This window comes from Streptomyces sp. NPDC002795, assembly GCF_042888725.1.
GTDB lineage: Bacteria > Actinomycetota > Actinomycetes > Streptomycetales > Streptomycetaceae > Streptomyces.
This window is the reverse complement of sequence record NZ_JBIAQB010000006.1, coordinates 461,887-487,206: the sequence shown is the minus strand read 5'-3', so window position 1 is coordinate 487,206 and position 25,320 is coordinate 461,887. Positions and strand designations below refer to the sequence as shown.

Here is a 25,320-nt window from a genome sequence, read left to right as displayed (position 1 = left end):
CAGCCGGCCGCTGTGGAGGTCATGTCCGCGTACCGGTCTCCCGAGACCTTGGCGGCGATCGGTTCGAGGCGTGTCCGTTCCTCGCCTCCTCGTCGGTGAGCACGATGAGGCGGGGTCGTTACGGATGGCGCGTTTGTACGGGGCGCTCGGATCGGATCCGATGGCGAACTTGTTCACCCATGCGGCCGACGCTCTGAATGCCCACCACGGGCCCGTTGTTTTCCAACTCAACAGTGGAAATGCGCCGCTGTTCGCCCGCCCGCGGCGTCCGCTCCGTGCTGCTCACGCGGTTCACGCCCTCTCCGGTGCCGGTCGGGCGCCCGCGTAATGGTCGATCTTGTAGTCGAGTACGGCCAGGGTGTCCTGCAGCTCCGCCACCCGGTTCAGGACGTCGCGGCGGGTCGCTTCGAGCAGCTCCCTGCGCTCGTCGAAGGTCTGCTCGCCCCGGCGCACCAGCTCGGCGTAGCGCACCATGTCGGCCACCGGCATCCCGGTGAGCCGGAGCTTGCCGACGAGCGCCAGCCAGTCCAGATCACGGTTGCTGTAGCGGCGCTGCCCGGTGTGCGAGCGGTCGACGTCGGGCATCAGGCCGATCCGCTCGTACCAGCGCAAGGTGTGGGCGGTCAGTCCGGTGAGGGCGACGACCTCGCTGATGGTGTAGCGGTCCTGGCCCTCCGGGCGGGGGTGTGAGGGGGGCGCCGAGGCGCAGTTGTCGGTCTTCCGGGTCGCCGCGCGGGACCGGGGCGTGGTCTCCATCACCGTCATGGGCCCCACGCTAGAACCTTGGAGTGCACTCCAAGCAAGCACGGCACGGGAAATCGGAGCGACACCTCGAAGACGGCCCGGTTACGGTGCGGGCCATGACTGCCGTACGCCGCGCCACGCCTGCTGACGCCGAGGAACTGGTCCGCCTGCGCAAGATCATGCTGGACGCGATGAGACCGAGCGACGATCTGGAGTGGCAGCCGTACACGGCGCGGGCGCTGCGGTCTCATCTGGCCGATGGGGAGGGCCCGTTGGCGGTGTTCGTGGTCGAGGCGCCGGATGTTCCAGGCACGCTCGCAGCCTGTGCGACCGGCACGGTCAACCTCAGTCTGGGCGGTCCCGGAAACCCCGAGGGCACGTCGGGGCACGTCTTCAATGTCTGCACCGATCCCGCGTACCGACGCCGCGGCTACTCACGGGCCTGCATGGATGCGCTGCTGGCCTGGTTCAAGGAGCGGGCCGTGCGCCGCATCGACCTGCACGCCTCCGTCGAGGGTGAGCCCCTGTACTCCTCCCTCGGCTTCGCTCGCACTCCCGCGCCCGCGATGAGGCTGACTCTCTGACGCCGTCGGCGAGGAATTAGGCTCGTAGGCATGCAGAGCCTCGCGTTGATCGAGAACTGGCCGGTACCGACCGCCGCAGCAGCCGTCGTCCGTGCGGACGGCACGGTGCTGGGGGCGCACGGACCCACGGCCCACCGCTTCCCGCTGGCCTCGGTCACCAAGCCGCTCGCGGCCTACGCGGCACTGGTCGCGTACGAGGAAGGGGCGATCGAGCTCGACGAGCCGGCGGGCCCCGAGGGCGCTACGGTCCGGCATCTGCTGGCGCACACCAGCGGTCTCGCCTTCGACGAGCACAGGACGACGTCCGAGCCGGGAACCCGGCGGCTGTACTCGAACGCGGGCTTCGAGGTGCTCGGGGACCACATCGCGAAGGCGACGGACATTGCGTTCGGGGAGTACCTGCGCCAGGCCGTGCTCGAACCGCTGGGGATGACGTCGACAGCGCTCGATGGATCACCCGCCAAGGACGGTGTGTCGACGGTGGACGACCTGGTGCGGTTCGCCGCCGAGGTGCAGGCGCCTCGACTGCTGGACCCGCGGACCGTGGCCGAGGCCATGACGGTGCAGTACCCGGGTACGAAGGGCGTGCTTCCGGGGTACAGGCACCAGAACCCGAACGACTGGGGCCTCGGCTTCGAGATCCGGGACCACAAGTCGCCGCACTGGACGGGGAGTTCGTCGTCGCCGCGGACGTTCGGGCACTTCGGGCAGGCGGGCACGTTCCTGTGGGTGGACCCGGATGCCGGGGTGGCCTGTGTGGCGCTGACGGATCGGGCGTTCGGGCCGTGGGCGGCCGAGGTGTGGCCGCCGTTCACCGACGCGGTGCTCGCGGAGCTCTGACCCCGAGCTCCGGATGTCCGGGACCGGCCACCCGGGGCGGGTCACCCGCCCCGGTTCACCCGCCCCGAATCACCCGCCCATCTCCCAGATCAGCAGCTGCGCGTCTGTCGACGCCAGCACCTCGATGTCGGTCTCCGCGGTGATGCGGGCGGCGTCCCCCTCTGCCAACCCCGCGTCGCCGAGCCGCACTTCGCCCTGTACCACGTGGACGTAGACATGGGGGGCGGCCGGAACCTCCCCTCGCTCGCCCGCCGCCAGGCGCCGGACGTGCAGCATGGCTCCCGCCGCGGGAACGTCGTAGGGGGTGGAGTCCGCGATGCCGTGCACCACCTCGTACACCGGGTCGCCTCCCGGGTCGACGGGGGCGAGCCACATCTGTACGAAGGTGAGGGGCTCGACGCCGTCGTTGCGTTCGACGTGGCGGACGCCGCCGCCGGAGCTGAGGCGCTGAACGTCGCCGGGGCGGACCACGGACTCGTGGCCGGTGGAGTCGCGGTGGGTGAGTTCACCGGTGACGACCCAGGTGACGATCTCCGTGTGGCTGTGGGGGTGTTCGTCGAAGCCGGCGCCCGGCGCGAGGCGTTCCTCGTTGCAGGCGAGGATGGCACCGAAGCGCAGGTTGTCCGGGTCGTAGTGCGGGCCGAAGGAGAACGCGTGGAGGGATTCGATCCCCTCCTCGGGTTCACCGCCGGGGTATCGGTCGCCGGAGCGGCGTACATCAATCACGCGGTACACGGTAGTCCTCGTTTCCGGCCTTTCGACGGGCTCACCTCGGACCCTCCACTCCGCTGAGGCGTCCCGATAAGGCAGTCTTGTCCCCGTGCCCCAATCGGAATCAGAGCAGCCCTCAGCGAACGAACCAGCGGACCGTCCAGGCGGCCCCGCGGAGCCTCACCCGCACTCGGCGACCCTGAAGCGCCTGGAGAAGTCGTCCGGGGCACTTGCCGCGCAGGCGATTACGCGCATGGACGAGACGTTGCCCTGGTACCGGGCGATGCCTCCGGAGAACCGGTCGTGGATCGGTCTGGTGGCGCAGGCGGGTATCGCCGCGTTCACCGAGTGGTTCCGGCACCCGGACGCCCCGCAGGCCATCTCGACGGATGTGTTCGGCACCGCGCCCCGGGAGTTGACGCGGGCGATCACGCTGCGCCAGACCGTGGAGATGGTGCGCACCACGATCGAGGTCATGGAGTCCGCCATCGACGAGGTGGCGGCGCCCGGAGACGAGAGCGTGCTGCGGGAGGCGCTGCTCGTGTACGCGCGGGAGATCGCGTTCGCGACCGCTCAGGTGTACGCGCAGGCCGCGGAGGCGCGGGGCGCCTGGGACGCGCGGCTCGAGTCGCTCGTGGTGAACGCCGTCCTGTCCGGGGAGGCCGACGAGGGCGCGATCAGCCGGGCCGCGGCGCTCGGCTGGAACTCCCCCGAGCACGTGTGCGTGGTGCTCGGCACGGCGCCCGACGGGGACAGCGAGCTGACGGTGGAGGCGATCCGGCGGGCCTCGCGCCACTCCAAGCTGCAGGTCCTGACCGGGGTGCTCGGGAACCGGCTCGTGGTGATCGCGGGTGGCAGCGACAATCCGCTGGCCGTGGCGAAGTCGCTGATCGGGCCGTTCGCCGCGGGACCCGTGGTGGCCGGGCCCGTGGTGCCGGACCTGTTGGCCGCCACGCGGTCCGCCCAGGCCGCGGCCGCCGGGCTCAAGGCGTGCAGCGCTTGGCAGGACGCTCCGCGTCCCGTTCTGGCGGACGATCTGCTTCCGGAGCGCGCGATCGCGGGAGACCCCGCCGCGCGGGACCAGTTGGTGGAGGAGATCTACAGACCGCTCGAAGAGGCCGGCTCGGCGCTCCTCGAGACGCTCAGCGTCTACCTGGAACAAGCAAGCAGTCTGGAGGGCGCGGCCCGGATGCTGTTCGTGCATCCGAATACCGTCCGCTACCGGCTTCGACGTGTGACCGACGTCACCGGGTGGTCGCCCTCGGATGTCCGCTCGGCGTTCACCCTGCGCATCGCCCTCATCCTGGGGCGTCTGGCCGAGGCCGATCCCCAGTCGTAGGCTTTTGTCGGGGGTCTACAATTCCCCCTTCGGTTCTTCGTCCCTGTCCCCACCGGCGGCCCGACCCGTCCCCAAGAGAGAGTGTGAGAGTGCTCGTACTCGTCGCTCCCGGCCAAGGCGCCCAGACGCCCGGCTTCCTGACTCCCTGGCTCGAACTCCCCGGTGCCGCGGACCGCGTTGCCGCGTGGTCCGACGCCATCGGCCTCGACCTTGCCCACTACGGCACGCAGGCCGACGCGGACGCGATCCGTGACACGGCCGTGGCCCAGCCGCTCCTTGTCGCGGCCGGGCTGCTCTCGGCCTCCGCGCTCGGCGATGTCGCGCCGGGCGCCGTGGCGGGGCACAGCGTCGGTGAGATCACCGCCGCGGCGTTCGCGGGGGTGCTCGACGAGGCCACCGCGCTGAAGCTCGTGCGCACGCGTGGTCTGGCCATGGCGGAGGCCGCGGCGATCACGGAGACCGGGATGTCGGCGCTGCTCGGCGGCGACCCCGAGGTCACCGTGCAGCATCTGGAGAAGCTGGGCCTGACGCCGGCGAACGTGAACGGCGCGGGCCAGATCGTGGCCGCCGGCACGCTGGAGGAGCTGGCCGCCCTTGAGGCCGACAAGCCCGAGGGGGTGCGCCGCGTGGTGCCGCTGAAGGTGGCGGGCGCGTTCCACACCCGGCACATGGCCCCGGCCGTGACGAAGCTGGAGGAGGCCGCCAAGGAGCTGGCTCCGGCCGACCCCACGGTGGCGTACGTGTCGAACAAGGACGGCAAGGCCGTCTCGACGGGCGCCGAGGTGGTCTCCCGTCTGGTCGGGCAGGTCGCGAACCCTGTCCGCTGGGATCTGTGCATGGAGACGTTCCAGGAGCTCGGCGTGACCGCGCTCATCGAGGTGTGCCCGGGCGGCACCCTCACCGGGATCGCCAAGCGCGCGCTCCCCGGCGTCAAGACCCTCGCCCTGAAGACCCCCGACGACCTCGACGCAGCCCGCGCCCTGATCGCCGAAGTAGCCGCAGCAGCCACGGCCTGACAAGGAGATCCGAGCAGCATGTCGAAGATCAAGCCCAGCAAGGGTGCCCCGTACGCGCGCATCCTCGGCGTCGGTGGCTACCGTCCGACCCGGGTCGTGCCGAACGAGGTGATCCTCGAGACGATCGACTCGTCCGACGAGTGGATCCGCTCGCGCTCCGGCATCGCCACCCGTCACTGGGCCAGTGACGAGGAGACCGTGGCGATGATGTCGGTCGAGGCGTCCGGCAAGGCCATCGCGAACGCCGGCATCCGGCCGGAGCAGATCGGCTCCGTGGTCGTGTCGACCGTCTCGCACTTCGCGCAGACGCCGGCGATCGCAACGGAGATCGCGGACAAGCTCGGTACGGACAAGGCCGCCGCGTTCGACATCTCCGCGGGCTGCGCCGGCTTCGGCTACGGCCTCACGCTCGCCAAGGGCATGATCGTCGAGGGCAGTGCCGAGTACGTACTTGTCATCGGCGTTGAGCGGCTGTCCGACCTGACCGACCTGGAGGACCGTGCGACGGCCTTCCTGTTCGGTGACGGTGCCGGTGCCGTGATCGTCGGCCCGTCCCAGGAGCCCGAGATCGGCCCGACCGTGTGGGGCTCCGAGGGCGACAAGGCCGGCACCATCAAGCAGACCGTGCCGTGGAACGAGTTCCACGTGGGAGATGTCTCGCAGCTGCCGCTGGACTCCCAGGGCAACGTCAAGTTCCCTGCGATCACGCAGGAGGGCCAGGCGGTGTTCCGCTGGGCCGTGTTCGAGATGGCGAAGGTCGCCCAGCAGGCGCTGGACGCGGCCGGGATCAACCCGGACGACCTGGATGTCTTCATTCCCCACCAGGCCAACGAGCGGATCATCGACTCGATGGTGAAGACTCTGAAACTGCCGGAGCATGTCACGGTCGCCCGTGACATCCGCACCACCGGCAACACGTCGGCTGCCTCGATTCCGCTCGCGATGGAGCGGCTTCTGGCGACCGGCGAGGCGAAGAGCGGCGACACCGCGCTCGTCATCGGCTTCGGGGCGGGTCTCGTGTACGCCGCCACGGTCGTTACCCTCCCCTAGGCAACTCGTCCGGATCTTCGGATCCGTACAGCTGCCGCCACACCCTCTGGATACACACCGAAGGAGCGCCACAATGGCCGCCACTCAGGAAGAGATCGTCGCCGGTCTCGCCGAGATCGTGAACGAGATCGCCGGGATCCCCACCGAGGACGTCCAGCTGGACAAGTCCTTCACCGATGACCTGGACGTCGACTCGCTGTCCATGGTCGAGGTCGTCGTCGCCGCCGAAGAGCGCTTCGACGTCAAGATCCCGGACGACGACGTCAAGAACCTCAAGACCGTCGGCGACGCCACGAAGTACATCCTCGACCACCAGGCCTGAGCCACAGCCTCAGCCCAAGGTCAGTCGCTCCGCCACCCGGCGGTGGCGCCGCTGAATCCCTCGGATCCGTTGGAGAAAGAATTCCTGTGAGCTCGACCAATCGCACCGTGGTCGTCACCGGTATCGGCGCAACCACACCGCTGGGTGGCGACGCGACATCCACCTGGGAGGGACTGGTCGCCGGACGTTCCGGCGTCAAGCCCCTCGAGCAGGAGTGGGCCGCCGACCAGGCGGTCCGCATCGCGGCGCCGGTCGCCGTGGAGCCGGGCGAGGTCATTCCCCGCCCGCAGGCCCGCAAGCTGGACCGTTCCGCTCAGTTCGCGCTGATCGCGGCCAAGGAAGCGTGGGCCGACGCCGGTTTCACCGACAAGGCGGGCGACGACCCGAGTGTCGACCCCGACCGTCTGGGCGCCGTCATCGCGTCCGGTATCGGCGGTGTGACCACGCTCCTCGACCAGTACGACGTGCTGAAGGAGAAGGGCGTACGCCGCGTCTCCCCGCACACCGTGCCGATGCTGATGCCCAACGGCCCTTCGGCCAACGTGGGCCTGGCCGTGAACGCCCGTGCGGGTGTGCACACGCCGGTGTCCGCCTGCGCCTCGGGCGCCGAGGCCATCGGCTACGGCATCGAGATGATCCGCACCGGCCGCGCCGACGTCGTCGTCTGTGGTGGCACGGAGGCGGCCATCCACCCGCTGCCGATCGCCGCGTTCGGCAACATGATGGCGATGTCCAAGAACAACGACGACCCGCAGGGTGCGTCGCGCCCCTACGACACGGCCCGGGACGGGTTCGTCCTCGGTGAGGGCGCGGGTGTCATCATCCTGGAGTCGGCCGAGCACGCCGCCGCGCGCGGCGCCCGCGTCTACGCGGAGGCGGTCGGCCAGGGCATCTCCGCCGACAGCCACGACATCGTGCAGCCGGAGCCGGAGGGCCGCGGCATCGCGCACGCCCTGCAGAACCTGCTGGACAACACCGACCTGAACCCGACCGAGATCGTTCACGTCAACGCGCACGCGACGTCGACGCCCGCCGGTGACATCGCCGAGCTGAAGGCGCTGCGCAAGGTGTTCGGTGACGACGCCGACCACTTCGCCGTCTCCGGCACCAAGTCGATGACCGGGCATCTGCTCGGCGGCGCCGGTGGTGTCGAGTCCGTGGCGTCGGTGCTCGCGCTGTACAACCGCCTGGCTCCGCCGACGATCAACGTCGAGAACCTCGACCCGGAGGCAGAGGGCACCGCCGACGTCGTCCGCGGCGAGGCACGCAAGCTGCCGGTCGACGGCCGGATCGCCGCGCTGAACGACTCGTTCGGCTTCGGTGGGCACAATGTGGTGTTGGCCTTCCGCACGATCTGACGCTCCGCTGAACGTGGGAGTGGGCCCGCCCAGGGGTACTGGGCGGGCCCACTTCGTTTTCGCGTGCGTATGTGTGTGGCATGGCTGGTGTTTGCGGGTGCGGATCCGCTGTGGGTTTGCGCAGTTCCCCGCGCCCCGTGGGCGACTCTCCCCTCAGCGCGCACCAAGAAAAAGCCGGGCTCACACCACCTGGTGCAGCCATCTCACCGGGGCGCCCTCTCCCGCGTAGCGGAAGGGCTCCAGTTCGTCGTCCCAGGGCTTGCCGAGGAGGCCGGCGAGTTCGGCTTCCAGGTTCGTCTCGCCGGCCTTGGAGCGGGCCAGTGCGGCGCGCAGGCGGTCCTCCGGGATGAGGATGTCGCCGTGGATGCCGGTGATGGCGTGGAAGATGCCGAGTTCGGGGGTGGCGCTGTAGCGCTCGCCCTCGGCGGTGGCGCAGGGTTCGGCCGTCACCTCGAAGCGCAGCAGCTGCCAGCCGCGCAGCGCGGAGGCCAGCTTGGCCGCGGTGCCCGCATCGGCCCGCCAGGAGAACTCGGATCTCCAGGTGCCCGGCGCCGCGGGCTGCCTGATCCAGTCGAGGCTGACGCGCGCGCCGAGTACGCCCGCGACCGCCCATTCGACGTGCGGGCACAGCGCGCGGGGAGCGGAGTGCACGTACAGAACTCCACGTGTCGTCACCGGGACCTCCAGTGTGGGTCGAGGTTCGCCTTCCCCAGCGGCCTCGCGCCCGTGCCGAGCCTTCTTCCCTCGTTGTCCGGAACGAAAAGCTCCGGACAAAAAGGGACACATCTGACGTGTAGTAATTTAGCGGAACCGGTACAGCGGGCCCCCAGTGGGTCGACCGGGGATCCCGGGGCGAGGCTATCGCGCAGCAGCGCGAGGAGTGTGACGTACTGTCGGTCCCGGGGCCCATAAACACCGACCTTTCACCCGGCGGGACGCAACCGGGACCGGTGCGGGCGAGCGAGAGGGCAGGAGGGCTGATGCGCAGGCGTAGCGACCGGTCGTTCGCCGTTCGGGCCGCTGTCGCCGCTGTGACGGCGGCCGTGTGCGGTGTCGCCTCGCTCGCCGCGTGCGACGCCACGGGTGACAACTCCCCCGGCCCTTCCGGCTCCGCGAGCGCGGCGAAGCCGTCACCGAAGCCCACTCCCACGTGGGACACGAGGCCCAGGTCGGTTGCCGCGGTGGGTGACTCGATCACGCGCGGCTTCGACGCGTGCTCGGTGCTCTCCGACTGCCCCAAGGTGTCGTGGGCGACGGGGACGGACAGGTCGGTCAAGAGTCTGGCCGTGCGGTTGCTCGGTGAGAGTCGTGCCAGGACGCACAGTTGGAACCATGCGCGGACCGGGGCGCGGATGGCCGATCTGCCCGAGCAGATGAGCCGGGCGGCGGCCGAGAAGCCCGAGCTGGTGACGGTCATGGCCGGTTCGAACGACGCGTGCCGGCCATCTGCCGCCGGGATGACCGCTGTCGCGGATTTCCGGGCCGATTTCCAGGAATCCCTGCGGCAGTTGCGGCGCACGGCGCCCAAGGCGCAGGTGTACGTACTGAGCGTGCCGGACCTGAAGCGGCTCTGGTCGCAGGGGCGGGCGAATCCGCTGGGCAAGCAGGTGTGGAAGCTCGGCATCTGCGCGTCGATGCTGGCCGATCCGGACGACCTGGACTCCGCGGCCACCGCGCGGCGGAACTCGGTGCAGGCGCGCGTGGTGGCGTACAACGACGTGCTGCGCGAGGTCTGCGCGAAGGACAAGAAGTGCCGGTACGACGGCGGGGCCGTGTTCGGGTACAAGTTCGGGCAGGCGCAGTTGAGCGAGTGGGACTGGTTCCACCCGAGCGTGAACGGGCAGGCGCGGCTCGCCGCGCTCGCGTACCGCGGGGTGACCGCGAGGTAGCCACGGAAGAGGTCGGGCGTAAAGTCGCGATCATGCGCAGCGAACTCTTCGGCACCCTGCCCGATCCCGACCGTACGCCCGTCCACCGCTGGATCCTGGAGCGGGACGGTGTGCGGGTACGCGTCCTGACGTACGGCGGGATCCTCCAGTCGGTGGAGGTGCCCGACCGGGACGGCGTCGTGGCCGACGTGGTGCTCGGGTTCGCCGATCTGGACGGGTATCTGACGCACCCGGAGCCGTATCTGGGCGCGGTCGTCGGGCGGTACGCGAACCGGATCGCCGGCGGCCGGTTCACGCTGGACGAGCGGATCTACCACCTCGCGCAGAACAACGGGCCGAACGCGCTGCACGGCGGGGAGCGCGGCTTCGACAAGCGGGTGTGGGACGCGGAGGCCGCCGGGGAGCACGGGGTGCGGCTGAGCCGTGTGTCGCCGCACGGCGAGGAGGGGTTCCCCGGGCGGGTCGAGGTCTCGGTGACGTACGCGCTGGAGCCGGGCGGTGTGCTGCGGGTCTCGTACGAGGCCGTCACCGACGCGGCGACGCCGGTGAACCTGACCAACCACACGTACTGGAACCTCGGCGGGGCCGCCTCCGGGAGCGCGGCGGGGGGTCATGAGCTGCGGATCGACGGTGGGCGCGTGACGGCCGTCGACGAGGGGCTCATTCCGACCGGTGAGCTGATGGACGTGACCGGGACGCGGTTCGACTTCCGGGAGAGCCGGAAGGTCGGGGCCGGGTACGACCACAACTATGTGCTCGACAAGGGGGTGGGCGACGTGGCCGTGGAGGTGGCCGAGTTGCACGATCCGGCGTCGGGGCGCGTGCTGGGCGTTGCCACGACGGAGCCGGGGGTGCAGCTCTACACGTCGGACATGTTCGACGAGACGCTGCCGTTCGCGCCGGGGGCGGGGATCGCGTTGGAGACGCAGCACTTTCCGGACTCGCCGAACCGGGTGGAGTTTCCGTCGACCGTGCTCCGGCCGGGGGATGTGTACCGGTCGGAGACGGTGTATCGGTTCGGGAACCGGGGTTGACGTCTCGGGGCTCCGCCCCGGACCCCGCTGCTCAATCGCCGCAGGGGCTTGAAATACGGACTCGCGCTCGAGTGTCCGTGAACGAGCGGCCCGCGACGACCTCGTAGCGACCAGCGACGAAGGACCACGCCCGCGTCGTCTCGTCCCAGGTTTCGAAGGCGCGGCGCGGGAGATCGATGACGGCCTCCGCGGTCTCGCCCGGGCCCGCCGTCACGCTCGCGAAGCCCGCGAGCCACCGCGTCGGCCGCTGTGCGTCCCGCTCGGCCGGCGACACGTACACCTGGACGACCTCGCGCCCGGCCCGCTCCCCCGTGTTGCGGACGCGGACCGTCGCCGTGGTGCCGTGGACCTCGATCGACTCGTAGGTCCAGTCGGTGTAGCCGAGGCCGTGGCCGAAGGGGTAGGCGGGGGTCGCGCCCGACTTCTCCCAGGCGCGGTAGCCGATGAAGACGTCCTCGGTGTACGGGAGTTCGCCGTCCACCGGTGTCACCTGGGTGACCGGGGCGTCGGCCAGCGGGCCCCACGTGGTGGGGAGGCGGCCGCCCGGTTCCTCGGCCCCGGTGAGTACGTCGGCGAGGGCGACGCCGCCCTCCTGGCCGGGGAACCACGACAGCAGCACGGCGGCGACGTCCTCGCGCCACGGCAGTTCCACCGGGGAACCGGAGTTGACGACCACCACGGTGTTCGGGTTGGCGGCGGCCACCGCGCGCACCAACTCGTCCTGGCGGCCGGGGAGTCGCAGGTCTGCTCGGTCGAAGCCCTCGGACTCCACGCGGTCCGTCGTGGCGACCACGACGACGGCGACCTCGGCGTCGCGCGCGGCGGCGACGGCCTCGGCGAGCAGCGCGTCCTCGTCCTGGCGGGGGTCGAGGTGCACGAGGCTGAACAGCACGGCGGGCAGCGGCATGGCGAGGGACTTGTCGAGGGTGTGGAGGAGCGAGACCTCGACCGGGCGCCCCTCGGTCAGGGTCACCGTGCCGCGTTCCGCAGGGGCCCCGAAGATCGCCTCGAAGGGGTCGGATTCCGTGCCCATGGCCTGCGCGCCCTCGTACAGGACGGTGCCGTCGACGGTGAGGGTGAAGGCGCCGAGGCCACGGGTGCCGAAGGCGTGGTCGCCGCTCTCGCGCGGGGTGAAGGTGCCCGTGATCTCGATGCTGTGCAGCGCCTCGTGGGTGACGCCGGACGGCAGGTCGCTGCCGAGCCACTGGACCTGGCCGTTCGGGAGCGAGCCCTCGCCGAGGACGGTGCCTTCGGTGTCGCGGCAGACGGCGCGGAGCGTGAACCCCTTGTCGGCGACGGCGAGTTCGTCGCTCGGGTCGGCGCCGACGCGGTAGGTCAGGGACGGCAGCGCGGCGCGCAGTCCGTCGAGCGGCGAGACGATCCGGGAGGGGAAGACGGTGGCGGAGCCGCCGCCGAGGACGCGGGCGTCGCGGGCGGCGGCCCCGATGAGGGCGACCCGGGCGTCCGGACGCAGCGGCAGCACACCGGAGTTGCGGACGAGGACGAAGGCGCGGTGGGCGAGCTCGCGGGCCAGCGCCTCGCCGTCGACCTCGGCCGGCAGCCCTGAAGGAGAGACGACGGGTTCGGCGCCTTCCAGGGCTCCGACGCGGGCGGCGAGCCGCAGCACGTTGCGTACGGCCCCGTCGACCTCGGACTCGTCGACCTCGCCGGAGCGGACGGCCGCCACGAGCGCCGGGCCGTACACGGTCAGCGGGCCCGGCATCGCGACGTCCAGGCCGCCCTTGATGTCTCCGACGGTGGAGCGGGCGGCCATCCAGTCGGAGACGTTGAAGCCGTCGAAGCCCCACTCGCCGCGCAGGATGTCGTTCACGAGGTGGCCGTGCTCGGTCATGGTCGTGCCGTTGACCGCGTTGTAGGCGGTCATGACGCCCCACGGGTGGGCGTTCTTGACGATGGCTTCGAAGGGGGCCAGATACAGCTCGCGCAGGGCCCATTCGGAGACCAGGTTGTTCACCGTGAAGCGGTCCGTCTCGGCGTCGTTCGCCACGTAGTGCTTCATGGTCGTGCCGACGCCGCCGGACTGCACGCCCTGGACGTAGCCGGTGCCCATGAGCCCGGCGAGGTACGGGTCCTCGCTGTACGTCTCGAAGTGCCGGCCGCCGAGCGGGGAGCGGTGCAGGTTCACGGTCGGGGCGAGCAGCACGTGGACGCCCTTGCGGCGGGCCTCCTGGGCGAGCAGGACACCGGCGCGGCGGGCGAGTTCCGGGTCCCAGGTGGCGCCGAGCGCGGTCGGGGACGGCAGCGCGATCGACGGGTCGTCGGCGCTCCAGCGCACTCCGCGCACGCCGATGGGGCCGTCGGACATGACGAGGGACTTCAGGCCGATGTCGGGGACCGCGGGCAGCGTCCACATGTCCTGGCCGCCGAGCAGCCGGGCCTTGGTGTCCAGATCGAGCTTGCCGAGCGCGGCCTCGACCGCCGCCTCGCGGGCCCTGTCGGCCCGCTCCCTGCCGTCGTCCGCCTGCTGCGCCATGCCGGCACCTCCTCGTCGAAGTCTGGGCGCCCCCATCCTGCACCCGCCACTTGTAGAGCGGTAGGTTTCGTTATCTTGTCGTTACTTTCGGCTCAAGGGGGTGTCCTGACCGTGTCGTACGGTGACCGCATGAGCAGCACCAGGACCGCCAGGAGCCAGGAACGTCGGGCCGAGATCTTGCGGGCCGCGCTCGACGTCATCGCCGAGCGCGGCTACCGGGGCGCGAGCCTGGCGGCGGTGGCCGAGCGCGTGGGACTGACCCAGCAGGGGCTGCTGCACCACTTCCCCACCAAGGAGGCGCTGCTCGTCGCCGTCCTTGAGGAGCGCGACCAGTGGGACTCGGTGCCCAGCAGCCAGTGGCGGCTCGATCTGCTCGGCACGCTGGTCGAGTACAACGCGATGCGGCGCGGGATCGTGCAGACCTTCTCGGCGCTGCTCGGCGAGTCGGTGACCGAGGGGCACCCGGCGCGGGAGTTCTTCACGCGGCGCTATACCGACGTACGGGGGACGATGGCCGAGGTGCTGCGCGCCGAGTACGGGGAGCGGCTGCCGGGCGGGCTCACGCCCGAGCGGGCCGCGCCGCTGCTCGTCGCGGTGATGGACGGGTTGCAGTACCAGTGGCTGCTCGACCCGGAGGCCGTGGACATGCCCGGCGCGGTGCGCGACTTCCTGGAACTGCTCGCCGCGGAAGGCTAGTTGACCCAGCCCTGGGGGGCCTGTGCGTGTGCCGGTGGCTGGGGCTGCTGCGGTTCGCCCTCCAGTTCGCGGACCATCAGCGTCGCGCCGGCGACCGCTCCCGGCATCAGGAACACCGCGACGAACGGGACCAGGAACGCCAGGGCCAGTGGCGTACCGAAGCCCCACGCCAGGCCCCGCCTGGAGCGCAACACGGCGAGACGCTCACGGACTTCGCGGTTCCGGCGCTGCCATGCCACCGACGTCAGCTCCTCCGTGAGGAAGTAGCCGGTGACGAAGAAGCCGATGACCGGGATCACGGTCTGGCCGACGAAGGGGATGAACCCGAGCGCGAAGAGGAGGATCCCCCACAGGACGGCGCGCACGAGCAGCCGCAGGCTGTCGCGGGCCGAGATCCACAGTTCACGCATGAGCGAGAGGCCGGACTCCGGCGCGTGGCCACCGCTCTCGGCCCGGTCGACCTCCTCGGACAGCGACTCGTAGAACGGCTGGCCGACCAGCAGGGTCACCGCGGTGAAGGTGAGCACCGAGAGGAGCAGGGCGAGGGCGAACAGGACCGCCGTGAGGAAGCCGCGGAACAGGCCCTGCCACGGGGACGTCCAGTCGTCGGCGAACGGGGTGGACCAGGCGATGAAGTCGCCGCCCCAGACGCCGAGGCAGACCAGCGCCGCCGCGTACAGGACGAGGGTGATCAACCCTGGCAGCAGGCCCCAGCCGTACTGCTTTCCGTGCTGGGCAACCCAACGTTGCCCCTTCATCAAATAGCCGAAGCCCGCCCCGAGATCACGCATGGCGCAACCCTACGGGACGGGCCCGACCGCACATCAAACTCAGACGGAGAGCGTGACCGTGATGTTGCCGCGGGTCGCCTTGGAGTACGGGCAGACCTGGTGGGCCTTCTCGATCAGGGACTTGGCGGCGGCCGCGTCCACGTTCGGGATCGAGGCCGAGATCTCGACGATGATGCCGAAGCCGTCGTCGTTCTTGCCGATGCCGACGTTGGCGGTGACGGTCGAACCGGAGACGTCGACGCCCTCCTGGCGGGCGACGACGGCGAGCGCGCCCTGGAAGCAGGCGCTGTAGCCGGCCGCGAAGAGCTGCTCGGGGTTGGTGCCCTCGCCCGAACCACCCTGCTCCTTGGGCGGGTTGACGACGAGGTCGAGCTTGCCGTCGCTGGTGGAGACGCGGCCGTCGCGGCCGTTCTCCGCGGTGGCGGTGGCGGTGTAGACGACGTCGGACTGCGTGATGGCCATGACCGGCTCCCTCGTTCGCGCGGGTGATTTCTTTCGTTGTGCGGAACGAGGTTACCGAATCACGGAATCAATGGATGTGGCGGGGGTCACCCACCCTGGACGACAGTCGGACTTCAGAGCTTGACGATCATCTTTCCGGTGTTGTCGCCGCGCAGTACCCCGAGGAACGCCTCCAGGTTGCTCTCGACGCCCTCGACGACCGTCTCGCGGTACTTCAGCTCACCGGAGCGGACCCACGCGCCGACCTCCTGCACGAACTGCGGCTGCAGGTCGTAGTGGTCGCCGACGAGGAAGCCCTCGATGCGGCCGCGGGTCTGGATGAGGCGGGAGAGGTTGCGCGGGCCGGGGGCCGGCTCCGTGCTGTTGTAGACGGAGATCGCGCCGCAGATGGCGATGCGGCCGTCGCGGTTCAGGCGGGCGATGGCGGCCTCCAGGTGGTCACCGCCGACGTTGTCGAAGTAGACGTCGACACCGTCGGGAGCGGCCTCCTTCAGGAGCGAGTGGACGTCGCCCGTCTTGTAGTTGAAGGCCGCGTCGAAGCCGTACTCCTCCAGGAGCAGCTTCACCTTCTCGTCCGAGCCGGCCGAGCCGATGACCCGCGAGGCGCCCTTGAGCTTGGCGATCTGGCCGACCTGGCCGCCGACCGCGCCCGCGGCGCCGGAGACGAAGACGCTGTCGCCCTCCTTGAAGTCCAGCGTGCGCAGCAGGCCCGCGTAGGCGGTGAGGCCCGTCATGCCGAGGACACCGAGGTACGTGGACAGGGGCGCGGCGTCCGGGTCGACCTTCACGGCCTGCTTCGCGTCGAACGTCGCGTACTCGCGCCAGCCGAAGAAGTGCAGGACGTGGTCGCCGACGGACACGCCCTCGTCGTTCGAGGCCAGGACGACGCCGACGGCGCCGGCCTGCATGGGCTTGCCCAGCTCGTACGGGGCGACGTACGACTTCGCGGCGCTCATCCGGCCGCGCATGTACGGGTCGACGGATACGTACAGGTTCTTGACCAGCACCTGGCCGGGGCCCGGCTCGGCGACGGGGGCCTCACGCAGCTCGAAGTCCTCGGGCTTCGGCCAGCCGACGGGGCGGCTGAGCAGGACCCACTCGCGGCCGGTGGCGGGGATCTGGGGGGTGTCGGCGGTCATGCGCTGATCCTTTGTCGAGGGGGCGGAAGCACGTGTGCCGAAGCATGCGAAAAATACTTCAGTACCTGAAACAACAATGCTCCTGAATATTTCATGATGTCAAGCAACTGGGTACGCTGGAGGACATGACCGCAACGAGTGCCCCCCGCACGGACCTGCTCACCCTCGAGGTCGTCGAGCTGATCGGGGAGATCGTCGCGCGCTACCACCAGGAGTACGAGGAGGCCGCGTCGCGGCACGGGCTCACCGGGGCGCAGGCGCGGGTTCTCGGGCTGCTCTCCCTGGGGCCGCTGCCGATGCGGCAGGTGGCGCAGCGGCTGAAGTGCGAGCCGTCGAACGTGACGGGGATCGTGGACCGCCTGGAGGCCCGCGACCTCGTGGAGCGGCAGCCCTCGCCGGGCGACCGCCGGGTGAAGGTGGCCGCCGCCACCACGGAGGGGCGGCGGGTCGCGCGGGCCCTGCGCGAGTCGCTGGACTTCGCGCGGGAGCCGCTGGCGGGTCTTTCGCAGGAGGAGCGGGTGGCGTTCCGGGACATGTTGCGGCGGATGCTCGGGGCGGACGTCGCGGCGGGCTGAGCCCCCGCGCCGCATACAGCGCCGGGCCCTACGTGCACCACCACAGGAAGCGGTCACACGTCGCCGACGGGTTCGGCTCCGCCGTGGGCGTGGGTGACGGCGAGCGGGAGGCCGAGGGCGTCGGCCGGGAGCTCGCGGAGGAGCGGGCCTCGGACGTGGCCGGGGCGGGTCGCGTCGCCGAGTGTGTGGCCTCGACGTCCACAGGTTCCGAGGCCCGCGTGCGCTCCGGGCGTGGCCGCGTCGAGGCGGGGGCCGGTGACGTACGCGAGGCGCGGGACGCGGGTGGGGTGGAGCGCTCGGCCGTGACGGACGGGGACACGGTGTCGGCGTCCTTCGTGGAGGCGTCGGATATGTCGGGGGCCGCCTGGGTGTGGGAGCCGGTCCCGGAGGGGTCCTCGCCGAGCTGGGCGACGCCGAGCCCGGCGCCGCCCGCGACGAGCGCGATGCCTGCCGTGACGAGGAGGACGCGTCCGCGCCGCCGGGAGCGCGCGGAGCGGCGCGTCGAGCGATGCGCGCGGCGCCGGCCCCGCGCGGGGCCGGCCTCCTGACCCGCCACCTCCTCAACCCCCGCGTCCTGCGCGGCGATCCACTCCCCGTACGCACGCACGGCATCGGCCGGTGTGCCGCAACCCGGGCACATCAGGGCGCCGTTGAGATGTCGCCTACAGGGATGGCAGTAGTCCATGACCAACGGAGGCTAGGCGGCGGGCCGATGGAGGAAAAAGCCCGCCCTGTGAAACTTCTGTACGGAAAGTGGCGCGGGCCGATCGCTCGCGGACCGGCACAGCCCCATTGACACCCCTGCGGAGCCGACTTACTGTCTCGCCAGCATTTCGAACGTGTGACGAAATTTCGAACAGCACAGGGGGCAACTGCCTTGCGTATCACGGGAATCAGCACACACGTGGTCGGGACTCCGTGGCGGAACCTGACCTACGTACAGGTGCACACCGACGAAGGACTGACCGGTGTCGGCGAGACCCGGATGCTGGGCCACACCGACGCGCTCATCGGTTACTTGCACGAGGCCCAGGCCAACCACATTGTCGGATCCGACCCGTTCGCCGTCGAAGACCTCGTACGGCGGATGAAGTACGGCGACTACGGCCGGGCCGGCGAGATCGTCATGTCCGGCATCGCCGTGATCGAGATGGCCTGCTGGGACATCAAGGGCAAGGCCCTCGGCGTACCGGTGTGGCAGCTGCTCGGCGGCAAGGTGACCGACAGGGTCAAGGCGTACGCGAACGGCTGGTACACCACCGAGCGCACGCCGGAGGCGTACCACAAGGCCGCGCAGACGGTGATGGAGCGCGGGTACAAGGCGCTGAAGATCGACCCCTTCGGCACCGGGCACTTCGAGCTCGACCACGAACAGTCCCTGTACGCGGTGTCGTTGATCGAGGCCGTGCGCGACGCCATCGGGCCCGAGGCCGAGCTGATGCTGGAGATGCACGGGCGGTTCTCCCCCGCCACGGCGATACGGCTCGCGAAGGACCTGGCGCCGTTCAACCCGGCGTGGCTGGAGGAGCCGGTGCCGCCGGAGAACCTCAAGGCGCTGGAGAAGGTGGCCGCGAAGGTGGAGATGCCGGTGGCGACCGGCGAGCGGATCCACGACCGGATCGAGTTCCGGGAGCTGTTCGAGAGCCAGGCCGTCGACATTCTGCAGCCGGACGTCGGCCACATCGGCGGCATCTGGGAGACGCGGAAGCTGGCCGCCACCGCGGAGACGCACTACATGCTGGTGGCTCCGCACAATGTGGGTGGGCCGGTTCTCACCGCCGCTTCGCTCCAGGTCGGCTTCACCTCGCCCAACTTCAAGATCCTTGAGCACTTCAACGACTTCGCGGACGCCGAGATCAAGAAGGTCGTGAAGGGCGCGCCGAAGGTCGTGGACGGCTACTTCGAGCTGTCCCACGAGCCGGGCCTCGGCGTCGAGCTCGATGTCGACGCCGCGGCCGAATTCCCGCAGCAGCAGGCCCGGTTCGACCTGTGGGCCGAGGGCTGGGAGAAGCGCGACCCGAAGGCGGCGTCGTGAGTTCCGCCGTCGCCGGTTCCGCCGTCGTCGTCGAGGCGCCGGGGAAGCACCGGGTCGTGCCGCACGAGCCCGTCTCTCCGGGCCCCGGCGAGGCGCGCGTGCGGGTGCACGCCGTGGGCATCTGCGGCAGCGACCGCGAGGTGTACCAGGGCAACCGGCCCGAGGGGTACGTGCGTTACCCGCTGACGCCGGGGCACGAGTGGTCCGGCGTCGTCGACGCGGTGGGCGACGGGGTGCCGGCGTCCCTGGCCGGGCGCAAGGTCGTCGGCGAGGGGTTCCGCAACTGCCAGGTGTGCGAGCGGTGCCACGCCGGTGACACGACGCTGTGCACCGACGGGTACGAGGAGACCGGGTTCACCCAACCGGGGGCCATGGCAACGACGTTGGTTCTCCCGGCGCGGTTGCTGCACACGCTGCCCGAGGACGCCGATCTCACCGCCGCCGCGCTGCTCGAACCGGCCGCGTGCATCGCCGCCGCCGCGCTCAAGGCGGAGGCGAGGCCCGGGGAGCGGGTGGGGGTGGTCGGGACCGGGACGCTCGGGATGTTCGCCGTGCAGTTCCTCGCGGCCGTGTCCCCCGCGGAGCTGGTGGTGGTCGGGTCGCGGGGCGAACGGAAGGAGTTGTCGCGGCAGTTCGGCGGCACCGACTTCCGGCTGCGGACGGACGTGCTGCCGGACGACCTCGACGTCGTCATCGAGACCGCGGGTTCCGCCTCCGCGGCGCGTACGGCCGCGTCCTTGCTGCGGCGGGGCGGGCGGCTCGTGCTCACCGGGATTCCGGCGGCCGGGGCGGCGGAGGGGCTCGACCCGACGGATCTCGTGGTGCGGCAGCTGGAGGTGCGGACCGTGTTCGGGGCCGCGCCGGACGCGTGGGCGCACGCGGTGCGGATGTTCGGGGCGGGGTTGCTCGATCCGTTGCCGCTCGTGACGCATCAGGTGCCGTTGGAGCGGTTTGCCGAGGCGATCGAGTGGGTGGGGGCGGGTGACCCTGCGGTCGGCAAGGTGTTGTTGAGGCCTTAGCCACACGAGCGTCCGGCGGCACCGGGGCTTCGCGGGGCTCTGCCCCGCACCCCGCGCCTCAATCGCCGGCGGGGCTTGAAATGCCCAACCCGCAGGGGCTGGAACGGACCGAACTTCATCCGAAATGTCGAACAACCCGAAAAGGATCACCGTGACCGACACACCCCGCCGACCCGGCGAACCCGCCCTCGCCTCCCTCGGGCTCAGCGCCCCCGACCACTCCCCCGCCGACACCTCGCCGCACACCTTCCCCGACGGGGGTACCTGGCGTACCGAGATCCCGTCGGTCGAAGGGCCGGAGGCCGTCGCCGTCGTGCTCAAGGAGTCCTCGCGGCTCGACGTGCCCATCCACCGGATCAGCCAGGGCAGCGGCATCTGGATGCTGCGGGACACCGAGATCGTGGAGATGGTCGAGGCGACCGCCGAACGCGACATCGAGCTCTGCCTGTTCACCGGGCCGCGCGGCAGCTGGGACACCGGCGCCTCTGTGCGGACCGACTCGGGCGGCGCGGGGCTGCGCGCCCGCGGGCACGACGCCGTCGCGGGGTGCGTCGAGGACGCCGTGCGGGCGACGGAGCTGGGCGTGAAGTGTCTGCTCGTCGCCGATGAAGGTGTGCTGTGGACGCTGCACCGGGCGCGTAGCCAGGGGGTCATTCCCGCCGACACGACCCTCAAGGTGTCCGCGCTCGTCGGACCGGTGAACCCGGCCTCGTACGCCGTGTACGAGCGGCTCGGGGCCGACTCGCTGAACGTGCCGAGCGACCTCACGCTCGCGCACCTCACCGAGATCCGCCGGGTCTCCGCCGCACCCATGGACATGTACGTCGAGGCGCCCGACGACCTCGGCGGCTATGTCCGGATGTACGAGATCGCCGAACTGGTCCGCCGCGGCGCCCCGTTGTACCTGAAGTTCGGGCTCGCCAAGGCGCCGGCCATCTACCCGTACGGGGCCCAGCTGCGTGACGTCACCCTGGACACCGCCCGCGAGCGGGTGCGCCGGGGGCGGCTCGCGCTGGACCTGCTGGCGCGGCACGGGGCCGGCGGCGGGATGTCGCCGCTGGGTTCGCGGATGCCGGGAGAGCTGAGCCGGTTCGACACGGGCCAATAACGTTCCGGGCACGCAACTTCCCAGAACTGGACAGGGCCGCGCAGAATCCAACGCATCTCCACTCGTTCGCCACCCGCTCAGCCCTCGCTCAACCCGCTCTCCGCGCAAGGGACTTCGCACCGCCCGCATTTGTGCACTCACACATCAAGGATGATGACCATGCGAAACCGCCGAGCCGTTCTCACCGCGATAGCCGCTTCCGCCTCCCTCGCGCTCACCCTGTCCGCCTGCGGCCAGAACAGCGAGGGCGGGAGCCAGGACGAGAAGAAGAGCGCGAAGGGCTCCACCGTCGGCATCGCGATGCCGACCAAGTCCTCCGAGCGGTGGATCGCCGACGGCAACAACGTTGTCAAGTCGCTGAAGGCAAAGGGCTACAAGACCAAGCTGGCTTTCGGTGAGGACGACCCCGACCAGCAGGTCTCGCAGATCGAGAACATGATCACCCAGGGCGTCTCGGCGCTGATCGTCGCCTCGATCGACAACAAGTCCCTCACCAACGTGCTGCAAGAGGCGAAGGACGCGAACATTCCGGTGATCGCGTACGACCGCCTGATCCTGGACTCGAAGAACGTCGACTACTACGCGACGTTCGACAACGAGAAGGTCGGCGAGCTGCAGGCCGGCGCCATCGTCAAGAAGCTGGGCCTCGACAGCGGCAAGAAGGGCCCGTTCAACCTGGAGCTGTTCGCCGGCTCCAACGACGACAACAACACCAAGTACTTCTTCAACGGCGCGATGTCGGTGCTCCAGCCGTACATCGACAAGAAGCAGCTGGTCATCAAGTCCGGTCAGACCAAGCTCAACCAGGTCACCACGCTGCGCTGGGACGGCGCCACCGCCCAGAAGCGCATGGACGACATCCTGACGTCCACGTACAAGAGCGAGAAGGTCGACGCGGTGCTCTCGCCGTACGACGGCATCTCCATCGGCATCCTCTCGGCGCTGAAGTCCGACGACTACGGCACGAAGGCCAAGCCGCTGCCGGTGGTCTCCGGGCAGGACGCCGAGGTCGCCTCCGTGAAGTCGATCATCGCGTCCCAGCAGTACTCGACCGTCTACAAGGACACCCGCAAGCTCGCCGAGGTCTCGGTGGACATGGTCGACGACGTGCTGAACGACAAGAAGCCCAAGGTCAACGACACGAAGACGTACGACAACGGCGCCAAGGTCGTCCCCTCGTACCTGCTGACCCCGGTCAGCGTCGACAAGACCAACTACCAGAAGACGCTGGTGGACAGCGGCTACTACACCAAGTCCGACCTGGGCCTGAAGTAACCCCTGCCACGTCTCAGAGAAGGGCACGACCATGGCGGGACCCGTCCTGGAAATGCGCTCGATCGTCAAGACCTTTCCCGGCGTCAAGGCGCTGTCGGACGTCTCCCTGAGCGTCCGCCCCGGCGAGGTCCACGCCATCTGCGGAGAGAACGGCGCCGGAAAGTCCACCCTCATGAAGGTGCTCTCCGGCGTCCACCCGCACGGAAGTTACGAAGGGGACATCCTCTTCGAGGGAGAACACTGCGAGTTCAAGGACATCAACGCCAGTGAGGCGCGCGGCATCGTCATCATCCACCAGGAGCTGGCGCTCGTGCCGTTCCTGTCGATCGCCGAGAACATGTTCCTCGGCAACGAGCACGCGAGCCGCGGCTTCATCAACTGGCACGAGACCCTGGGACACGCGACGCGCCAGCTGCGCCGGGTGGGCCTGAACGAGAACCCCAACACCCGTGTCACCGACATCGGTGTGGGCAAGCAGCAGCTCGTGGAGATCGCCAAGGCGCTCGCCAAGGAAGTGAAGCTGCTCATCCTGGACGAGCCGACGGCGTCCCTGAACGACGAGGACTCGGACACGCTCCTCGATCTGATCCTGGAGCTGAAGGATCAGGGCATCACCTCGATCATCATCTCGCACAAGCTGAACGAGATCCGCAAGGTCGCCGACTCGGTGACGATCCTGCGCGACGGACGCACCGTCGAGACCCTCGATGTGCGGGCCAAGGAGACCACCGAGGACCGGATCATCTCCGGGATGGTCGGCCGCGACCTGGACCACCGCTTCCCCGACCGCACCCCGCACCAGCCGGAGGCGGGCGCGGCGCCGGCCATGGAGATCCGCAACTGGACGGTGCGCCACCCCATCGACCGCGAGCGCAAGGTCGTCGACGACGTCTCGCTCACGGTGCGCCGCGGCGAGATCGTCGGCATCGCGGGGCTCATGGGCGCGGGCCGCACCGAGCTGGCGATGAACGTCTTCGGGCGTACGTACGGCAGGTATGCGGGCGGCAGCGTCCTCAAGGACGGCGAGGAGATCCGTACGAAGACGGTCTCCGACGCGGTCGGGCACGGGATCGCGTACGTCACCGAGGACCGCAAGCACTACGGCCTCAACCTGATCGACACCATCGGCCGCAACATCACGATGAGCGCGCTGGGCAAGGTCGCCAAGCGCGGTGTCGTCGACGAGCACGAGGAGCGGCAGGTCGCCGAGGGCTACCGCAAGTCGATGAACATCAAGGCCCCGACGGTGTTCGAGCCGGCGGGCAAGCTGTCGGGCGGCAACCAGCAGAAGGTCGTCCTCAGCAAGTGGATCTTCGCGGGGCCCGATGTGCTGATTCTCGACGAGCCGACGCGTGGCATCGACGTCGGCGCCAAGTACGAGATCTACACGGTCATCGACAAGCTCGCGGCCGAGGGCAAGGCGGTCGTCTTCATCTCCTCCGAGCTGCCCGAGCTGCTCGGCATGTGCGACCGCATCTACACGATGGCCGCGGGCCGCCTGACCGGCGAGGTGCCGCGCGCCGAGGCGACGCAGGAATCGCTGATGCGCCTGATGACGAAGGACAAAGAGGTAGCACGATGAGCACGAACGTCACGAGCAAGGTCCCGGCGGACGCGCCACCGCCGCCGCGCAAGGAGGGCGGGGCGGCCGGGGGCGGCCTGCTCCAGCTCGTCGTCGCCGGTATGCGCCGCAACATGCGTCAGTACGGGATGCTGATCGCGCTCGGTCTGCTGGTCGCCGTGTTCGCCGTGTGGACCGACGGCGACCTGATCCTGCCGCGCAACGTCTCCAACCTGGTGCTCCAGAACAGCTACATCCTGATCCTCGCGATCGGCATGATGCTGGTGATCATCGCGGGCCATATCGACCTGTCCGTCGGCTCGTTGACGGCGTTCGTCGGGTCGATGGCCGCGGTGCTCACGGTCAGCCACGGCCTGTCCTGGCCCGTCGCCGTGATCCTCTGCCTGGTGATGGGCGGCATCGCGGGATCGATCCAGGGCTGGCTCATCGCGTACGGCGGCATACCGTCGTTCATCGTGACCCTGGCCGGCATGCTGGTGTGGCGCGGGCTCACCGAGATCCTGCTCAAGGGGCAGACGCTCGGCCCGTTCCCCGACGGCCTGCAGAAGATCGGAAACGGCTTCCTGCCCGCGGCGGGACCGAACACCAACTACCACAACCTCACGCTGCTGCTCGGCGTCCTGCTCGCCGCAGCCGTGGTCTGGCAGGAGCTGCGCGACCGGCGCAGGCAGCGCGAGTTCTCGCTCGACGTGGTCCCCTTCAACCTGTTCATGCTGAAGCTGGTCGCGATCGTCGCGGCGATCGCGGTCGTGACCATGCTGCTCGCCAGCTACAAGGGCACCCCGATCGTCCTGATCATCCTCGGCGTCCTGGTGGTCGGCTACGGCTACGTGATGCGCAACTCGATCTTCGGCCGGCACATCTACGCGATCGGCGGCAATCTGCCGGCGGCGAAGCTGTCCGGCGTGAAGGACAAGAAGGTCTCCTTCTACGTCTTCCTGAACATGGGCGTGCTCGCGGCCCTGGCGGGCCTGGTCGTCGCCGCCCGACTGAACGCGGCCTCGCCGAAGGCGGGTCTCAACTTCGAACTCGAGGCGATCGCCGCGTCGTTCATCGGCGGCGCGTCGATGAGCGGCGGCGTCGGCACCATCCTCGGCGCGATCATCGGCGGTCTCGTCCTCGGCGTGCTGAACAACGGCATGAACCTGCTCGGCGTCGGCTCCGACTGGCAGTCGGTGATCAAGGGCCTGGCCCTGCTCGCCGCGGTCGGCTTCGACGTGTGGAACAAGCGCAAGTCCGGTTCGTAGTCACGGTTTC

25 protein-coding genes are annotated in these 25,320 nt (G+C 69.9%); 17 read left to right on the top strand and 8 right to left on the bottom strand.

What is annotated here, in order from left to right; translation table 11 throughout:
• Positions 1-291: 291 nt before the first annotated feature.
• Positions 292-765 carry a MerR family transcriptional regulator gene (locus ACFYWS_RS21050; protein ID WP_389278621.1) on the bottom strand — a complete coding sequence of 158 codons (474 nt, stop codon included), beginning with the start codon at positions 763-765 and terminating at the stop codon, positions 292-294.
• Between the two features lie 95 nt (positions 766-860).
• On the opposite strand from ACFYWS_RS21050, the gene ACFYWS_RS21045 reads away from it, so the two are divergent.
• Complete coding sequence (locus tag ACFYWS_RS21045; RefSeq protein ID WP_389278618.1) at positions 861-1,328, top strand: GNAT family N-acetyltransferase; 468 nt, start codon at positions 861-863, stop codon at positions 1,326-1,328.
• Positions 1,329-1,358: 30 nt separating this feature from the next.
• Positions 1,359-2,168 (top strand): serine hydrolase domain-containing protein, encoded by an 810-nt coding sequence (locus ACFYWS_RS21040; RefSeq protein WP_389278615.1) that lies wholly within the window; start codon positions 1,359-1,361, stop codon positions 2,166-2,168.
• A 69-nt stretch (positions 2,169-2,237) separates the two neighbouring features.
• Here the strand turns inward: ACFYWS_RS21040 and ACFYWS_RS21035 are convergent, their stop codons facing one another.
• Entirely contained in the window at positions 2,238-2,903 is a 666-nt protein-coding gene (locus tag ACFYWS_RS21035) for a pirin family protein (RefSeq protein WP_389278612.1), read from the bottom strand.
• An 85-nt stretch (positions 2,904-2,988) separates the two neighbouring features.
• On the opposite strand from ACFYWS_RS21035, the gene ACFYWS_RS21030 reads away from it, so the two are divergent.
• The 5 genes from ACFYWS_RS21030 (at position 2,989) to ACFYWS_RS21010 (ending at position 7,964) form a co-directional block, all read left to right on the top strand.
• Complete coding sequence (locus ACFYWS_RS21030; RefSeq protein ID WP_389278609.1) at positions 2,989-4,218, top strand: PucR family transcriptional regulator; 1,230 nt, start codon at positions 2,989-2,991, stop codon at positions 4,216-4,218.
• Positions 4,219-4,307: 89 nt separating this feature from the next.
• Positions 4,308-5,234, top strand: coding sequence for an ACP S-malonyltransferase (locus ACFYWS_RS21025; RefSeq protein ID WP_389278606.1), 927 nt, complete (start codon positions 4,308-4,310; stop codon positions 5,232-5,234).
• An 18-nt stretch (positions 5,235-5,252) separates the two neighbouring features.
• Positions 5,253-6,284 (top strand): ketoacyl-ACP synthase III, encoded by a 1,032-nt coding sequence (locus tag ACFYWS_RS21020; RefSeq protein WP_389278603.1) that lies wholly within the window; start codon positions 5,253-5,255, stop codon positions 6,282-6,284.
• A gap of 73 nt (positions 6,285-6,357) precedes the next feature.
• Positions 6,358-6,606: an acyl carrier protein gene (locus ACFYWS_RS21015; protein ID WP_018530896.1), complete on the top strand. Its 249-nt coding sequence runs from the start codon at positions 6,358-6,360 to the stop codon at positions 6,604-6,606.
• 86 nt (positions 6,607-6,692) lie between these two features.
• Positions 6,693-7,964 carry a beta-ketoacyl-[acyl-carrier-protein] synthase family protein gene (locus tag ACFYWS_RS21010; protein WP_389278600.1) on the top strand — a complete coding sequence of 424 codons (1,272 nt, stop codon included), beginning with the start codon at positions 6,693-6,695 and terminating at the stop codon, positions 7,962-7,964.
• Positions 7,965-8,144: 180 nt separating this feature from the next.
• Here ACFYWS_RS21010 and ACFYWS_RS21005 read toward each other — a convergent pair whose 3' ends face one another.
• On the bottom strand, positions 8,145-8,639 hold the full coding sequence (locus tag ACFYWS_RS21005; RefSeq protein WP_389278597.1) for a DUF3145 domain-containing protein: 495 nt from the start codon (positions 8,637-8,639) through the stop codon (positions 8,145-8,147).
• A gap of 305 nt (positions 8,640-8,944) precedes the next feature.
• Here ACFYWS_RS21005 and ACFYWS_RS21000 point away from each other — a divergent pair, with 305 nt between their 5' ends.
• Both ACFYWS_RS21000 and ACFYWS_RS20995 read left to right on the top strand, forming a co-directional pair.
• Positions 8,945-9,853 carry an SGNH/GDSL hydrolase family protein gene (locus ACFYWS_RS21000; RefSeq protein WP_389278594.1) on the top strand — a complete coding sequence of 303 codons (909 nt, stop codon included), beginning with the start codon at positions 8,945-8,947 and terminating at the stop codon, positions 9,851-9,853.
• Between the two features lie 32 nt (positions 9,854-9,885).
• On the top strand, positions 9,886-10,887 hold the full coding sequence (locus tag ACFYWS_RS20995; RefSeq protein WP_389278591.1) for an aldose epimerase family protein: 1,002 nt from the start codon (positions 9,886-9,888) through the stop codon (positions 10,885-10,887).
• 31 nt (positions 10,888-10,918) lie between these two features.
• On the opposite strand, the gene ACFYWS_RS20990 is transcribed toward ACFYWS_RS20995, so the two are convergent.
• Positions 10,919-13,381 carry a beta-glucosidase gene (locus ACFYWS_RS20990; protein WP_389278588.1) on the bottom strand — a complete coding sequence of 821 codons (2,463 nt, stop codon included), beginning with the start codon at positions 13,379-13,381 and terminating at the stop codon, positions 10,919-10,921.
• Positions 13,382-13,492: 111 nt separating this feature from the next.
• Here ACFYWS_RS20990 and ACFYWS_RS20985 point away from each other — a divergent pair, with 111 nt between their 5' ends.
• Positions 13,493-14,077: a TetR/AcrR family transcriptional regulator gene (locus tag ACFYWS_RS20985; protein ID WP_389278585.1), complete on the top strand. Its 585-nt coding sequence runs from the start codon at positions 13,493-13,495 to the stop codon at positions 14,075-14,077.
• Here the strand turns inward: ACFYWS_RS20985 and ACFYWS_RS20980 are convergent.
• The 3 genes from ACFYWS_RS20980 to ACFYWS_RS20970 all read right to left on the bottom strand — a co-directional run bounded on the left by ACFYWS_RS20980 (position 14,074) and on the right by ACFYWS_RS20970 (position 16,469).
• Complete coding sequence (locus tag ACFYWS_RS20980) at positions 14,074-14,868, bottom strand: EI24 domain-containing protein (RefSeq protein WP_389278582.1); 795 nt, start codon at positions 14,866-14,868, stop codon at positions 14,074-14,076. The genes ACFYWS_RS20985 and ACFYWS_RS20980 overlap by 4 nt on opposite strands.
• Positions 14,869-14,907: 39 nt before the next feature.
• On the bottom strand, positions 14,908-15,330 hold the full coding sequence (locus ACFYWS_RS20975) for an organic hydroperoxide resistance protein (protein ID WP_389278579.1): 423 nt from the start codon (positions 15,328-15,330) through the stop codon (positions 14,908-14,910).
• A gap of 113 nt (positions 15,331-15,443) precedes the next feature.
• The gene (locus tag ACFYWS_RS20970; RefSeq protein WP_389278576.1) at positions 15,444-16,469 is read right to left on the bottom strand and encodes an NADP-dependent oxidoreductase; all 1,026 of its coding nucleotides are present in this window, start codon (positions 16,467-16,469) and stop codon (positions 15,444-15,446) included.
• A gap of 125 nt (positions 16,470-16,594) precedes the next feature.
• Between ACFYWS_RS20970 and ACFYWS_RS20965 the strand changes: the two genes are divergently transcribed.
• A complete protein-coding gene (locus tag ACFYWS_RS20965) occupies positions 16,595-17,044 on the top strand; it encodes a MarR family winged helix-turn-helix transcriptional regulator (protein ID WP_389278574.1) in 450 nt (149 codons plus the stop codon).
• Positions 17,045-17,072: 28 nt separating this feature from the next.
• Here ACFYWS_RS20965 and ACFYWS_RS20960 read toward each other — a convergent pair whose 3' ends face one another.
• Complete coding sequence (locus tag ACFYWS_RS20960) at positions 17,073-17,651, bottom strand: hypothetical protein (protein WP_389278571.1); 579 nt, start codon at positions 17,649-17,651, stop codon at positions 17,073-17,075.
• Positions 17,652-17,921: 270 nt separating this feature from the next.
• Here ACFYWS_RS20960 and ACFYWS_RS20955 point away from each other — a divergent pair, with 270 nt between their 5' ends.
• The 6 genes from ACFYWS_RS20955 (at position 17,922) to mmsB (ending at position 25,310) form a co-directional block, all read left to right on the top strand.
• Positions 17,922-19,079 carry a mandelate racemase/muconate lactonizing enzyme family protein gene (locus ACFYWS_RS20955; protein WP_389278568.1) on the top strand — a complete coding sequence of 386 codons (1,158 nt, stop codon included), beginning with the start codon at positions 17,922-17,924 and terminating at the stop codon, positions 19,077-19,079.
• The gene (locus ACFYWS_RS20950) at positions 19,076-20,098 is read left to right on the top strand and encodes a zinc-binding dehydrogenase (protein WP_389278565.1); all 1,023 of its coding nucleotides are present in this window, start codon (positions 19,076-19,078) and stop codon (positions 20,096-20,098) included. The genes ACFYWS_RS20955 and ACFYWS_RS20950 overlap by 4 nt, the downstream gene beginning before the upstream one ends.
• Positions 20,099-20,249: 151 nt before the next feature.
• Positions 20,250-21,206, top strand: a complete 957-nt coding sequence (locus ACFYWS_RS20945) for a hypothetical protein (protein ID WP_389278562.1) — start codon at positions 20,250-20,252, stop codon at positions 21,204-21,206.
• Between the two features lie 159 nt (positions 21,207-21,365).
• Entirely contained in the window at positions 21,366-22,481 is a 1,116-nt protein-coding gene (gene chvE / locus ACFYWS_RS20940) for a multiple monosaccharide ABC transporter substrate-binding protein (protein WP_389278559.1), read from the top strand.
• Between the two features lie 31 nt (positions 22,482-22,512).
• Entirely contained in the window at positions 22,513-24,063 is a 1,551-nt protein-coding gene (gene mmsA, locus ACFYWS_RS20935; protein WP_389278556.1) for a multiple monosaccharide ABC transporter ATP-binding protein, read from the top strand.
• On the top strand, positions 24,060-25,310 hold the full coding sequence (gene mmsB, locus ACFYWS_RS20930) for a multiple monosaccharide ABC transporter permease (RefSeq protein WP_389278553.1): 1,251 nt from the start codon (positions 24,060-24,062) through the stop codon (positions 25,308-25,310). Before mmsA ends, mmsB begins: the two co-directional genes overlap by 4 nt.
• The last annotated feature ends 10 nt before the right edge of the window (positions 25,311-25,320 follow it).